This is a genomic window from Myxococcus sp. CA056 (assembly GCF_013336715.1).
GTDB classification, from domain to species: domain Bacteria; phylum Myxococcota; class Myxococcia; order Myxococcales; family Myxococcaceae; genus Myxococcus; species Myxococcus llanfairpwllgwyngyllgogerychwyrndrobwllllantysiliogogogochensis.
The window spans coordinates 88,066-101,336 of the sequence record NZ_JABUMT010000004.1; the positions used below are offsets into that span (position 1 = coordinate 88,066).

Annotated in this window: 11 protein-coding genes; 4 read left to right on the forward strand and 7 right to left on the reverse strand. The window is 67.9% G+C overall.

The window, feature by feature from the left end:
• Positions 1-2 precede the first annotated feature (2 nt).
• Entirely contained in the window at positions 3-977 is a 975-nt protein-coding gene (locus HUA76_RS18950; protein ID WP_174461688.1) for a hypothetical protein, read from the reverse strand.
• A 393-nt stretch (positions 978-1,370) separates the two neighbouring features.
• On the opposite strand from HUA76_RS18950, the gene HUA76_RS18955 reads away from it, so the two are divergent.
• Together HUA76_RS18955 and HUA76_RS18960 are read left to right on the forward strand one after the other, a co-directional pair.
• Positions 1,371-1,604: a hypothetical protein gene (locus HUA76_RS18955; protein WP_174461689.1), complete on the forward strand. Its 234-nt coding sequence runs from the start codon at positions 1,371-1,373 to the stop codon at positions 1,602-1,604.
• A gap of 10 nt (positions 1,605-1,614) precedes the next feature.
• The gene (locus tag HUA76_RS18960; protein WP_174461690.1) at positions 1,615-2,712 is read left to right on the forward strand and encodes a hypothetical protein; all 1,098 of its coding nucleotides are present in this window, start codon (positions 1,615-1,617) and stop codon (positions 2,710-2,712) included.
• Between the two features lie 94 nt (positions 2,713-2,806).
• On the opposite strand, the gene HUA76_RS18965 is transcribed toward HUA76_RS18960, so the two are convergent.
• The 5 genes from HUA76_RS18965 to HUA76_RS18985 all read right to left on the reverse strand — a co-directional run bounded on the left by HUA76_RS18965 (position 2,807) and on the right by HUA76_RS18985 (position 7,315).
• Positions 2,807-3,076: a hypothetical protein gene (locus HUA76_RS18965; protein WP_174461691.1), complete on the reverse strand. Its 270-nt coding sequence runs from the start codon at positions 3,074-3,076 to the stop codon at positions 2,807-2,809.
• A 154-nt stretch (positions 3,077-3,230) separates the two neighbouring features.
• Complete coding sequence (locus HUA76_RS18970; protein ID WP_174461692.1) at positions 3,231-3,716, reverse strand: hypothetical protein; 486 nt, start codon at positions 3,714-3,716, stop codon at positions 3,231-3,233.
• 19 nt (positions 3,717-3,735) lie between these two features.
• The gene (locus HUA76_RS18975) at positions 3,736-4,662 is read right to left on the reverse strand and encodes a tetratricopeptide repeat protein (RefSeq protein WP_254614337.1); all 927 of its coding nucleotides are present in this window, start codon (positions 4,660-4,662) and stop codon (positions 3,736-3,738) included.
• Positions 4,659-6,197, reverse strand: a complete 1,539-nt coding sequence (locus HUA76_RS18980) for an acetyl-CoA hydrolase/transferase C-terminal domain-containing protein (protein ID WP_174461693.1) — start codon at positions 6,195-6,197, stop codon at positions 4,659-4,661. The genes HUA76_RS18975 and HUA76_RS18980 overlap by 4 nt, the downstream gene beginning before the upstream one ends.
• Positions 6,198-6,235: 38 nt before the next feature.
• On the reverse strand, positions 6,236-7,315 hold the full coding sequence (locus HUA76_RS18985; protein ID WP_174458437.1) for a hypothetical protein: 1,080 nt from the start codon (positions 7,313-7,315) through the stop codon (positions 6,236-6,238).
• Between the two features lie 195 nt (positions 7,316-7,510).
• Between HUA76_RS18985 and HUA76_RS18990 the strand changes: the two genes are divergently transcribed.
• A complete protein-coding gene (locus HUA76_RS18990; RefSeq protein WP_174458436.1) occupies positions 7,511-9,715 on the forward strand; it encodes a M3 family metallopeptidase in 2,205 nt (734 codons plus the stop codon).
• A gap of 83 nt (positions 9,716-9,798) precedes the next feature.
• On the opposite strand, the gene HUA76_RS18995 is transcribed toward HUA76_RS18990, so the two are convergent.
• Positions 9,799-11,559, reverse strand: coding sequence for a glycosyl hydrolase family 18 protein (locus HUA76_RS18995; protein WP_174461694.1), 1,761 nt, complete (start codon positions 11,557-11,559; stop codon positions 9,799-9,801).
• Between the two features lie 182 nt (positions 11,560-11,741).
• On the opposite strand from HUA76_RS18995, the gene HUA76_RS19000 reads away from it, so the two are divergent.
• A complete protein-coding gene (locus tag HUA76_RS19000; protein ID WP_371823496.1) occupies positions 11,742-13,217 on the forward strand; it encodes a M20 family peptidase in 1,476 nt (491 codons plus the stop codon).
• Positions 13,218-13,271: the final 54 nt, after the last annotated feature.

The following is a 13,271-nucleotide window of genomic DNA, read 5'->3' on the forward strand; positions in this document are numbered from 1 at the left end:
CCTCAGTAGTCTGTTGAACGGGTCCTGTTGTCGGGCAGCAGGAACTGGTTCGCGGAGGGGCCGTCCGCCCAGCGGTTGTTCGACCAGGCGTTCCCACCGGTCTTGTAGTTCGCCACGCCGGAGCCTCTGTAGACGGCCGGCGTGTAGTTCGGGTCGCCGAAATCAGGACTCCACGCCCAGCGATTTCCGGTCACGACCATGTTCGTGACCGCCACCCCCATGGGGGCGTGCAAGGCGATTCCGCCGCCCAGGCCCACCACGAAGTAGTTGTCTTGCAGGGTGATCTGGTCGTAGCCGCTGAACCCGCTCTGCGAACCGTCGGAGTACATCGCGATCAGCCCGGACTGAGTGTTGTTCCAGGCGCCGTTCCACTGCAGGCGATTGCGAGAGAAGTTCAAGTACGACTGCCCGCCCCAGGTCTGGATGCCATCCGCGTGAGCGCCAGCGCTGCCAGGGTCCACGGCAATCCACGACTCAGTGATGGTGACGTTGTTCGAGTAGACATTCTCAAACCCGCTGTGCGGGAAATAGCAGCGGTGGCAGATTGACCTCGCGGGCTGCCTGCCGTCCTTGGCTCCCACTGAATTGAAGGCGCTCAGTTCGCTGTACAGCGCCGCGCCACCGCCTCCATTTCCCGCCGGATGGTTGAGGAGGAGGCTGCCCTTGCATCCGCGCAGCACCAGCCACCCGGAGTTGACGGTGATTTGCGACGTGAGGTTCGCGCCCTCGAGGACGATGGTGCCCTGCGGGAAGGAGAAGCCGTCGATGGTCTCGCCCCCGACGCCAACGGTGCGAGAGAGCGCGCCCCAGCTTCCCAGCGCTGTCCCGGTGAAGGTCCCTCCAGGGACGTTCGTGAAGGAGGAGATGCCAATCCCCGCGGGCCCCACGTCCGATACGGTGAGCTGCGAACCATGGGTGATGACGAGTGGGATGACGTCCTCGTCTCCGGAGCCCTCACCCGGGGAGCAGGCGCGCACCCCTTTGCACTGGGGGGCATCCGGGTCGACATCGGAGGAGGCGCAGGCCGACCCGGCCACTGTTCCCGCGAGGAGCAAAAGGCGCAGACGAGGCGCCCATCGGGAGGCACACGAGCTGAACATGGGGTGTTTCACTTTCTGGTAGGGGAGTCCCGGGACTGAGTGGTCCAGCCTAGGCCGTGATTCACCCAGAAAGAGGGACCGTTTCAGTGCCCATCTCTGGGCTTCGCGCTCGTGCCGGACAGAATGGGCGCTTTATTCCGGTCGCCCTACAACTCACCGCCAACGCGGACCGTGGAGTTGCTCCCGTCAAAGCGGACACAGTCAATGGGGTGATACGGCACGTCGGTACTGGATAGGGGACCGCATCTTCAGGCCCTTGTGAGGATGCACGTGGTTGTAGTCATCGAACCGCGCGGGCAGCTGTCGGAGGACTGCCTCCTCGGTGTCCGCTACTCGCACGAGGAGGTTGCGGTGTCGCCGGCCTTCGACTCGCGCGACGAGCTCGCCTTCGCGCTCTTGCGAATCGAGGCCGCTGCGAAGAAGCTGATTCCCAAGCCGAAGCTCGCCACGCTGTTCAAGAACCTGCGCTTCGAGACGGCCGGTAGACTCCTGAGGGAATACTGAGCGCGCTCCCATGCCCAAGCCCCGTCCGTCCAAAGTCGACTCGCTGTCCGCTCGCGCCGACACGCCGGTTCCCAAGAAGCAGGCCGCGCCGGACGTGTATTCCACGGCCCAGGTGTTCGCCGATGTGCATGTCACCCCGGAAGGCACGGTGGTGGTGCTCGCGGGCACGCCCCATCCGGACTCCGACCACGGCTACGTCGCCGGCGACGACCTGTGGGACTTCGACCAAGACATCAAGTGGAACCAGCCGTGGAACGACGTCGTGTGGCTGGGCCAGATAGACGTGGACGTGGACGTGGACGAGTTGGAGGCGAACGGGCTCTCCTATGACGTCGACTTCAACCGCCTGCTCATCCACGACGGCAAGACGTGGACCCGGAGGAAGCTGCCCAAGGCGCTGCCCTATGGTTACGTGGCGCCCGTCCTGCGTGATTTGGGAGCGCCGTGGGGCCTGTCCGCCTTCGGTGTGTCCGCGCTCGCATTCAAAGGCACCGGCAAGAGCTGGAAGCTCAAGGAGGTCAGCGGCCCCGGGGGCCTGGACCTGGTGGACGGCGTGGTGCACGACGGCGTCCTCTTCGGACTCTGCTCCGAGAACGGCCTGGGGCGCCTGGTGCGCGAGGGCAAGGGGCTGCGCCTTGAACTCGTCGGAGGAGAAGAGCAATCCGGCCTGCGCGGCCTCTTCGTCCACGAGGGCACGCTCTTCGCCTTCGGCAACGACGGCGTGTGGGTGCTCAAGGACGGAGCCCTGGTTCGGCGTCATGCCACGCGCGCTCCGGTGCGGAGCCTGTGCGCCGCCCCCGAGTACGGCGTCTACCTGCACACGGACGAGCACGCCTGGTATCTGCCCCAGAAGGGCAAGGCGCAGAAGCTCGTGCTCCCCAAGGACGGCATCCACTCGCTGGCCTTCTTCAAGAACCGACTGTTCGTCAGTGTGGGCGACCAGGTGCTCCGGATGGAGAAGGACCGCGGCGTCGCCCCGAAGCTGCCCTTCCTCTCCCCCGGCGCCGCCCGCCTCGTCGTCGCTGGCGACCGGCTGTGGACGGTGTTCCCCCACCAGCTGGCGTCCTCGCGCGACGGGAAGCACTTCGAGCCCATTGCGTTTCGCTGAAACAGCAACTCCCGCGTGGCGGGGAAGTATACTTGCGCTGCTTGACGGCAGCGCAAGTGGTTGCTGTCTGGCTTTACGGGGTGGCTGCCGCGCGTCAGAGGCACTCTTCGTAATAGTTTTCGACCGCAAAGTCGGTCTGAACGCCAGTGCGCGTGGGTGTTCTGTTGCAAGTACACCGCTCGCTGCCGACCGCCGTGGTGTAGGTGGCGTCACTGTAATAAGTGATATAGTAATCGGCGATGCAGCGAACCAGTGAGTCTTCGCGTGATGTCAAATCGGACTGCATTCCTGGGTCGGCTTCGCCTGCTCCGCAGCCGAACTGAAATCCGAGGACGGTGAGACCCATCATCAACAATGAACGCATTGCTCCTCCAGAGGGATGAGGCGCTCCATGGGGTTGCGTGAGGAGCATGCCACAGTTCCTGTCTGCGGGTGCAGGCGGGGGATTCCGGTCCAGAGTCTGTGAAAGACTTTGGTTTCCCTGGAGTCGGAGCTGTGGATGGGGGTCGGCAGGCACCCTATGACGTCTGCATGAAGAGGGTGGCGTAGCTGCCGTTGCAATCCAGCGCATACAGTTGTTCGTTGCCGGTCGCGAGGATTCTGCAAGCCTTGGTCGGACTTCCCAGGCGCTTCCGCCCCGAGAAGATGTTTTTCTCGGTCACTCCCTTGGCGAAGCCCCCGAAGAGCGTCTTCCAGCCTTTCTCGGGCACGAATTGTTCCAGCTCGACTTCGTGGAGTGATTGAACTCCACGGGTCGCATGGACAATCACCGTGGCCACGAAATGCGCGAAGCTCGGAAAGTTCCCCACGTAGGCGTCGATGGAAAACGAAGCATCGCCATACATGGTGATTCCCGCCTGCCTGGCCTCCGTGAGGGTCATGTGGCTGATGTTCTGTTTTTCGGGACCCGGAAAGGCTTTGTCGATTCCAGCACCACCAGGGCTGGTGACGTCCATGTGGAGCGAGAGGAGTCTGAGCACTTCATTCCGAAGACTGTTGTCCATGGCGCCCCTCTTCTTCCATTCAGGTCGCGGCGAGCGCGTGGAGTGCCGAACGCAGCGCATCTGGCAGCGTGCTCGGGTCTCCCCGGCGAAGGGCGTCCAGTCCCGCCTGGAAGTCCGCGCGCGCGCCGTCGACCTCGCCGAGCCGGGCGCGTAGCAGGCCCCGCTCGTGAAGCAGCTCGGGGTCGATGCCCTCTCCCTGTTGCAGGGCGAGCGCGGCCGTGAGGTCCTGGATGGCCTCGGCGCTCCTTCCCAGTCTTGCGCGGACGGCGGCCCGCTGCTGGAGCAGCCAGGGGTTGTCCGCGTCCTCCGCGAGCGCGAGCGTCCAGTCCTGCTCGGCCTCGGCGTCTCGGCCAAGCGCCTCCAGGGACTCGGCGCGCTTCATGTGCAGCACGAGCGCCTTGCGGTAGCCGCCGTCCACCAGCGCATCGAAGTCCGCGACGGCCTCGACATGGCGACCCAGGCGGGCGAGGCACAGCGCTCGGTGCAGGCGTGTCGTGCGATGTCCGGGCGCCAGCTCCAGGACGCGCTCGAACCAGGGGAGGGCCTCGGCGGGAGCGCTCCCCCAGATGCCGAGCGTCATCGCAAGCTCCAGCAGGACGCGCCCCAGCTTCGGATGCGCCTCCGCGAGCGAGCGGGCCAGCGCGAGCGCCGTCGTGTACCGGCCACTCCTGCGCAGCCGGTCCAACTCGCGGAGCTTCTGTGCGACCTCGGGAGGACACGGCTCGCGTCCATTGCGCTCCCCCGCACCGGGCACGTCGGGTGCGTCGGACTCGCCCACCTCGCGCCGGTTGCGTCGCTGCTTCGCGGACTTCCCCGATGCGGCTGCGTCGCGAGTCGCACCTTCATCCTCGCGCTGCCCATGAGACGGCGTCGTCGAGCCCTCCCCGGAGGTCTTTCCAGGGAGCGGCTCCGGGGGCTGTGTCTCCTGGTCGTCCTGCTTCGTCATTCCGCCTCGGACTCCCCCGGGAAATCACGGCAGAGCGCGTCGTAGTCGCGCCACCACGCATCGAGCACCTTCATGTCGGAGGCGCGAGGCTCGTCGCCCGGTCCCGCCATGTCCAGGTACGCGTGCAACAGCGGCCTGAAGTGCGGGTGCGCGCACTGGTCGATGATGTCCGTGGCACGCCGCTTCGGCGAGCGGATGTCCATGTTGAGCGCGTAGCCGTGCTCGGTCACGACGCACTTGATGTCGTGCTCCGTGTGGTCGATGTGGCGCACGTACGGCATCACACAGCTCACCGTCCGGCCATCCTTCAGCTTCCGCACCGAAGGCGTGTGCACGATGCTGAGGTATGCATTGCGGAAGAAGTCCCCGGAGCCGCCCAGCCCGTTGACGATGCGCGAGCCGTCGATGTGCGTCGAATTCACATGCCCGTAGATGTCCACCTCGATGGGCGTGTTCATCGCGATGACGAAGAGGCGGGAGATGATTTCCGGACTGTTCGACAGCCACATCGGCCGCAGCACCAGCCGCTCCCGGCACCGCTCGAACATCTGCTGGAACCGCGCGCGCCCCTCGGCCGAGAAGGACACCGCCGTGGCGGACGCGTACTCGAACTTCGCGTCGTCCTCCACGTAGCGCAGCATTCCGTCCTGGAACACCTCGGTCCAGAATCGAATCTTCTGGAACGGTGACGCGTACAGCTCGCCGATGATGGCGTTGGCCACGTTGCCCACGCCGGACTGGATGGGCGGCAGGCGCTTGCCCCATTGGAACTGCTCGCGGCAGCGCATGAGGAACGCCACCACGTTCTGGGCAATCCGCTTGTCCGTCGCGTTCGCGGCCTTGAAGGGCACCGGGTGGTCCGGCGTCCGCGACTCCACCACCGCCACCACCTTGCTCGCGTCGATCTCCACGTAGGGATTGCCAATGCGGTCCCTCACGTTGAGCAGCGGCAGCGGCCAGCCCACGTGCGGGTGCACCGTGGGCAGGACGATGTCGTGGAACCCCGTGTAGTCCGGCACGGAGGTGTTCACCTCGAGGATGATCTTCTTCGCCTTCGCGAGCGCCTCGGCGCTGACACCCACCGACGAGGTGAGGATGACGCTGCCGTTGGGGCGGATGCGCGACACCTCCACCACCGCCACGTCGATGTCGCCGTAGAAGCCGTACATCATGTTGCGCGCGAAGGCGGACAGGTGGACGTCCGTGAAGTCCATCTCCCCCGCGTGGATGCGCCGGCGCGACGCCGACGAGGACATGTACGGCCCGCGCTTGCCGATGAAGGGCGCCATGGGGCCCTCCACGTCCTCGGAGAGCGAGGCGCCCGACAGCAGGGTGATGCGCGTCTGGGGCGCGGTCTTCGCCAGATGTGAGGCCAGCGCGGGGAAGAACGTCTTGGGCTCCCCCGACTTGGTGAAGCCGCTGATGGCCACCGTGTTCCCGTCGGTGACGTGCTTCACCGCCTCCTCGACGGGGACGACCTTGGCCAGCAGGCCGGCGTTCTGGATGCGTTCCTGCAACGTGCTCGGAGCGTTCATGGGCGGCGGGAGGATGACACACCCCCGGGCCTCGGTCCTCAGCGGAAGCCCGGAGGCCGCCGCTTGTCCGCGTCCGTCTCGGCGTCCTCGGCCTTCAGTCGGGCTCCCGGAGACAGCTCGAACACCAGGCCGAACTGCCAGAAGTTCGCGCGCTCCAGGAAGAGGATGTTGTACGAGTCCTGGCCGTACACGTAGCGCGCGAAGAGGCCGAAGCCCGCTCCCCAGTACGGCAGCGCGGCGACCTCCGCGCTCACCGTGGCGCGCCGATGCGGCGTCTCCCCGAAGGGCGCTGACAGGGCGCACTCCAGTCGGAACCGGTGCTGCTTCCAGATGCGTTCACCCAGGAGGCTCACGCCCCAGTTCCCATCGCCGTAGACGCGCCGCTGCTCCTCGGTGATGCCGCCAGGGCCAATGGTCGTGTTCAGCTCCAGGAACGAGCCGCCGCCCACGAGCCACGCGCTGTCCAGGCTCGGCTCCACCGCGAAGGCGGTGCGCGCGTGCAGCTCTCCGCGCAGGAAGTTGGTGGAGAAGCTGCCGGTCAGCTCGTTGAGCGGGAGCTCTCCTTGTGCCGGCGTGCAGTCGGGGTCCGTACCCTCCTGGTTCGCGAAGAAGCACCCCTCCTGGCCATTCGAGTAGTGGCCCACGGTGAGGTTGGCCGCGAGCGCCAGGCCCCGCCCCGGACCGTCCTTGCCTCGCGAGCCCGGGAGCACGCGCAGGTGCGCCACCTGGAGCGTGATTTTGGGGACGTAGGACGGAGGGATGACGGGATTGCTGTCCGTGTTCAGCATCCGCAGCCGGATGTACGGCGTGAGCACCGCGGTGAGGAACCACTCGCCTCCCTTGCTCCGGAAGTGCCCGTTGTGGAGCTGGGGAAAGAAGAGATTGGGGGCAATCTGCGCCTCGAACAGCAGCGGGGCGGGCGAGTCCGGGTCCCCCTGTCGGCGGATGCGGTTGGGCGAGCCGAAGACGTAGCTGCGGTCCAGGAAGAGCGGGGCAGGGGAGCTGTACTCCCACCGCCAGTCCGCCCCGGCCTCCGTCGCCACGACGAGCAGCAACGCCACCAGCGCCGGCAGCGGCGCTCGGGTCCTGGACGGGCGGGTGCCCGGTGCGTTCCCCATGAGGAGGCTCCTGCCGACGTGCGCGAGCCGGGACACCCCGGCATGGCTCCTTCCCTCTAGCCCGCTTCGAGCGGCCCCTCACCCGGCCGTCGGGGCGTCTGTCCTCGGTCGGGAAGAGGCGGCCCTCGGAACGTGTTGGGCGCCGCGATTCCGTGCTTTGGTGCACACCCCTTTTCGTCGGGAGAACCACTTTTCATGCGTAACCTCTTCTTCGCCAGTGCGGGTGTGGCCGCGCTCGTCTCCTCCGGCTGTGCGACGACGTCCCCGGAGCCCCGCCCGGAAGTCGCCGCGCCGGCCCCTTCGAGCGAGGTCGCCGCGCCGGTGGCCCCCTCGATTCCCCTGCTGGCGAAGTGGTCCGGCCCGCACGGCGGCGTGCCTCCCTTCGCCCAGGTGAAGGTGGAGGACTTCAAGCCCGCCATCGAAGCCGCCATGGACGAGTACCGCCGGGAGCTGGCCGCCATCGCGGGCAACCCCGCCGCGCCCGACTTCGAGAACACGCTGGCCGCGCTGGAGAACGCGGGCCGGACGTACGCCAACGTGGAGACGCTGTACGGCATCTGGGGCTCGTCCCTGAGCAGCCCGGAGTTCCAGGCCGTGGAGCGGGAGATGGCGCCCCGGTTCGCCGCCTTCGAGGACGAAATCACCCAGAACGAGGGCCTCTTCCGTCGCATCGAAGCCGTCTACCAGTCCCCCGACAAGGCGAAGCTGACGCCCGAGCAGCAGCGGTTGGCGTGGCTGCACCACACGCGCTTCGTGCGCTCCGGCGCGAAGCTGGACGGGGCGGCCAAGGCGCGCATGGGCGCCATCAACCAGCGCCTCGCGTCGCTCTACACGTCCTTCAGCCAGCACGTGCTCGGTGACGAGGAGGGCTACACCGTCGTCCTGGAGTCGGAGAAGGACCTGGCGGGCCTGCCGGACTCCGTGCGCGCGGGCGCCGCCGCCGCGGCCGAGGCGCGGGGCCAGAAGGGCAAGTGGATCATCACCAACACGCGCTCCTCCATGGAGCCGTTCCTGACGTACTCGTCGCGCCGCGACTTGCGCGAGAAGGTCTGGCGCAACTACGTCAACCGGGGCGACAACGGGGACGCGCGCGACAACAACGCCATCATCTCGGAGGTCCTCAAGCTGCGCGCCGAGCGCGCGAAGCTCCTGGGCTACGCCACGCACGCGCACTGGCGCCTGGAGAACGCCATGGCCCGGACGCCCGAGCGCGCCATGGAGCTGATGGAGGCGGTGTGGAAGCCCGCCGTGGCCCGCGTCCGCGAAGAGGTCGCGGACATGCAGAAGGTGGCCGACAAGGAGCGCGCGAAGCTGAAAATCGAGCCGTGGGACTACCGCTTCTACGCGGAGAAGGTCCGCAAGGCGAAGTACGACCTGGACCAGAACGAGGTGAAGCCCTACCTCCAGTTGGAGAAGCTGCGTGAGGGCATGTTCTGGGTGGCCGGCGAGCTGTTCGGCTTCGCCTTCACCCCGGTGACGGACGTGCAGGTCTACCACCCGGATGTCCGCGTCTGGGAGGTGAAGGACCAGGCGACGGGTCGCCACGTGGGCCTGTGGTACTTCGACCCGTACGCGCGGCCGGGCAAGCGCTCCGGCGCGTGGATGAACGCGTACCGCAACCAGGAGCGGTTCCGGGGCGACGTGACGACCATCGTCTCCAACAACTCCAACTTCGTGAAGGGCGCGCCCGGCGAGGCGGTGCTCATCTCCTGGGAGGACGCGAGCACGCTGTTCCACGAGTTCGGCCACGCGCTGCACGGCCTGAGCTCGTCGGTGTCCTATCCGTCGCTGTCCGGCACCAGCGTGGCGCGCGACTACGTGGAGTTCCCCTCGCAGCTCCTGGAGCACTGGCTGGCCACGCCCGAGGTGCTCAACACCTTCGCGCTGCACTACCAGACGGGCAAGCCCATCCCCCAGGCGCTGGTGTCTCGCATCGAGAAGGCCGCGACGTTCAACCAGGGCTTCGGCACGGTGGAGTACCTGTCCTCCGCGCTGGTGGACATGAAGCTGCACCTGGCTGGCGACGTGAGCATCGACGCGGATGCCTTCGAGCGCGACACGCTCAAGGCGCTGGGCATGCCCAAGGAAATCGTCATGCGCCACCGTACGCCGCAGTTCGGCCACGTCTTCGCGGGCGACGGCTACTCGGCGGGCTACTACAGCTACCTGTGGTCCGACACGCTGACGGCGGACGCGTTCGAGGGCTTCACCGAGGGCAAGGGCGCCTACGACAAGACGGTGGCGGAGAAGCTGCGCAAGAGCATCTTCTCCGTGGGCAACACCGTGGATCCGGCGGAGGGCTACCGCGCGTTCCGCGGCCGCGACGCCGGCATCAACGCGCTGATGCGCAAGCGGGGCTTCCCGGCGCCCGCCGCCGCGCAGACCAAGGCGCAGCCCTGAGCCACGTCGTCGTCACCGACGTCGGGTGACGCTCCTGGGGGCGCGAAGCACGGCCAGCCGTCGCTTCGTGCCCCCGGGCCTTTTCACGGGTCCAGGAACGCGCGCTTCACGTCCATGAGCAGCTCGTCCTGCTTGCCCGCGGGCTGCCCCCGCCGGTGTCCCTGGTTGATGGTCCAGATGATGGTGCCGCCCAGCCCCTGCGCGCGCGCCCACTGACCCTTGGCGAAGACGGACTGGCCATCCTCGTAGGAGATGTAGTTGCAGTGGCCCGGGCCATTCACGGACGGGTACGAGAGGTACGGGGACGCGGCCTTCTCGTCCCAGTGCCGCGCCTCCGCGCTGTAGTACGACGTCATGATGTTGTCGTAGCTCATCGCGTTGTCGCTCTGGCCCTCGTTGACGTCGGGCCGTCCGTCCAGCGGCGTGCGGGGCTCCGTCACGCCCTGCCAGCAGGTGCCGAAGAACCCGATGCCCACGCCCAGCCGGCCGCGCGGCACGCCCGCTTTCAGATATCCCTCCACGGAGTAGGCGACGGAGGTGGGGCGGTTCTGGGCTTCGTCCCGGAGGGGACTGGAGTGCCAGCTCTCCCAGCCGCCCCAGTGTCCGCTCATCTTGTAGGACATGATGTTGAGCTGATCCACGCGCTCGGCGAGCCGGGCCATGAACTTCTCCTCCACCTCGGGCATCCCGAAGTTGGAGTTCAGCCAGTTCACCGGCACGGTGATGATGATGTCCGGGCGGGCCGCGCGCAGCTCGTCAATCAGGGCCAGCAGCAACTCGCCATCATTGCCCGCGGGCGGCAGGTTGATGGGCTCCCAGTCCAGGTCCAGGCCGTCGTAGCCCAGCTCCTCCATCGCCTTGATGAGCTCCTTCACGAAGACGATGCGGCTCTCCCCCGTGGACGCCTGCACGAAGCCATCGTGCTCGCCGAAGCCGCCCACCATCAGCAGGGACTTCTTCCCCGCCAGCCGCGCCCCCGCCGACAGCGCCTTCGCCATGAGGGGCCCTTCGTAGACGGTGACGTCGAAGTCCGTGTGCAGCGTCCCGTCGTAGCGGGGACGCACGCGGCCCACCATGATGTGCGTCAGGCCGGAGAAGTCCACCTCCTCCGGCGGCAGCTGCGCGCGCTGATAGCCCACGTAGTAGCCCGACACCCAGCTCGACGGCGCACCGCCGGGCCTGGGCGTCACCGGGCCCACGAGCGCCGTGGGACCCTCGCCCACCTCGTTGACTGCCCGCACCGTGAAGACGTGGGGCCTGTCATTCGTGAGGTCCGGGATGCTCACACTCGCCGCGGGCGCGTCCACCGTGACGGACCGGCCCCCGGGCTCGGCGGTGACGACGTACTTCGTGAGCGCGCGGCCCCCGTAGCTCGCCGGCTGCAGCCAGCTGACGTAGGCCTGCCCGTTGCCCGCGGTCGCCCGCACCGAGCGCGGCTGGCCGGGCACCGTGGGGTTGCTGATGGCCATGCCCGGCATCGGCATCACCGGCACGGAGGGGATGGAGGAGGTGCCCTCGCCCCGGGCGTTCACCGCGGAGACCTTGAACAGATAGGCGAAGCCGTTGTTGAGGCCCATCACCGTGGCCTGGCGCTCGCCCGCGCTGACGATGGCGCCGCCGCACGCGGGCTGGCACCGCACCACGTAGTACAGGAGAGGGTGCCCACCGTCGCTCGTCGGAGGTGTCCACGTCACCAGCGCCTGGGCATCCGCGGCCTGCGCCTCCACCGCGGACGGCTCCGCCGGAAGCCCCGGGCCCTCGTCACTCTTGCCGCATCCCCCCAGCAGCGTCCCCACTCCCAACGCCAGGACGAGCTGCCACCGCGCTGCGTGTCGAGTCTTCACCTGCGCACCTCATGGACCAGTCTCCCGACTATACGGGGAAGCCTGACATTTCTTGTGCTGGAATTATCTAGCAGTACTGCATGTGATTCCCCCAGGACAAGGGCGAGGGGTTCTCTCATATTTCGAGAGGCCGGTTCGGCCGTCCTGGAGGTTCCCCATCCCGGGGTGGCGCCTTTGGTAGCGTGGCGCACCTGCCAATGAAACGACTTCTCCTGTCCATGGCCCTTGGGGTCGGTGTCCTCGCCGTCGTGCTCGTCGCCCGGACGCTCACGTTCAAGTCCCGGCAGGTGGTGCCGGAGGAGGCGACCGCGCTGACGGTGGACGCTCAGGCCCTGGCGTCGCGCCTGTCGGGGGCACTGCGGTTGAAGACGGTGGCCGCCTCCGAGGGCGTGCCCGCGGACGCCGAGGCCTTCGCGGCCCTGCATGCCTACCTGGCGGAGCACTTCCCGCGCGTCCACGCCGAGCTGAAGCGCGAGGTGGTGGGGGCGCACTCGCTGCTCTACACGTGGCAGGGCACGGACGCCTCGCTGCGGCCGATGATGCTCCTGGGGCACCTGGACGTGGTGCCGGTGACGCCCGGCACCGAGGTCGCGTGGGCCCATCCTCCGTTCGACGGGGTGGTGGCGGACGGGTTCGTCTGGGGGCGCGGCTCGCTGGACGACAAGGGGAGTGTGCTGGCGCAACTGGAGGCGGTGGAGGCGCTGCTGGCGGCGGGGGAGAAGCCCCGGCGCACGGTGCTGCTCGCGTTCGGCGCGGACGAGGAGGTGGGCGGACGGGAGGGCGCGGTGGTCATCGCGAAGCGGCTCCAGGAGCGCGGCGTCCGGCTGGAGTCCGTGCTGGACGAGGGCGGCGTCATCATGTCCGGCACGGTGCCCGGCGTGAGCGCGCCCGTGGCGCTGGTGGGGACGTCGGAGAAGGGCTTCGTCAGCGTGGTGCTGTCGGTGAAGGGCGAAGGTGGCCACTCGTCCATGCCGCCGCCCAGCACCGCCGTGGGCGTGCTGGCTCGCGCCGTGTCGAGGCTGGAGGCCGCGCCCATGCCCACGCGGCTCCAGGGGGGCAGCCGCGAGCTGTTCACCCGCGTGGGGCCGGAGATGCCCTTCGGCATGCGACTGCTCTTCGCCAACCTGTGGCTCACCGAGCCGCTCGTGGTGCGGCAGCTCACGGCCAGCCCCACCACCAACGCGGCGGTGCGCACGACGACGGCCGTCACCGTGTTCGAGGGCGGCGTGAAGGACAACGTCCTGCCGGCGAGCGCCCGCGCGGTGGTGAACTTCCGCATCCTCCCGGGCGACAGCGTCGAAGGCGTGCTCTCGCATGTCCGGGCCACGGTGGATGACTCGCGCGTGGAGGTGGGCACGCTGGACTTCCAGAGCGAGCCCTCGCCGGTGTCTCCCACCGACTCCGAATCCTGGCGCGAGTTGGAGCGCTCGCTGCGCCAGGTGTTTCCCGACGTCCTCGTGTCGCCGTACCTCAACGTGGCCGCCACCGACTCGCGGCACTTCGTGGGCTTGAGCGACAACGTCTACCGCTTCTTCCCCGCGCACCTGCGGCGCGAGGACCTGGCGCGCATCCACGGCAAGGACGAGCGCATCGCCGTGACGGCCTACGCGGACGCGGTCCGCTTCTACGCCCAGTATCTGCGCAACGCCGCGCGCTGAGACACCGCTGAGACAGGCCCCCTGGCATCAGAGCCAGGGCAATCGAGTCCGGAC

Bases quoted from the DNA above. Each gene is read 5' to 3' on its own strand.
- HUA76_RS18960 (WP_174461690.1), top strand. From the start codon at position 1,615: ATGCCCAAGCCCCGTCCGTCCAAAGTCGACTCGCTGTCCGCTCGCGCC.
- HUA76_RS18965 (WP_174461691.1), bottom strand. From the start codon at position 3,076: ATGCGTTCATTGTTGATGATGGGTCTCACCGTCCTCGGATTTCAGTTC.
- HUA76_RS18970 (WP_174461692.1), bottom strand. From the start codon at position 3,716: ATGGACAACAGTCTTCGGAATGAAGTGCTCAGACTCCTCTCGCTCCAC.
- HUA76_RS18975 (WP_254614337.1), bottom strand. From the start codon at position 4,662: ATGACGAAGCAGGACGACCAGGAGACACAGCCCCCGGAGCCGCTCCCT.
- HUA76_RS18980 (WP_174461693.1), bottom strand. From the start codon at position 6,197: ATGAACGCTCCGAGCACGTTGCAGGAACGCATCCAGAACGCCGGCCTG.
- HUA76_RS18985 (WP_174458437.1), bottom strand. From the start codon at position 7,315: ATGGGGAACGCACCGGGCACCCGCCCGTCCAGGACCCGAGCGCCGCTG.
- HUA76_RS18990 (WP_174458436.1), top strand. From the start codon at position 7,511: ATGCGTAACCTCTTCTTCGCCAGTGCGGGTGTGGCCGCGCTCGTCTCC.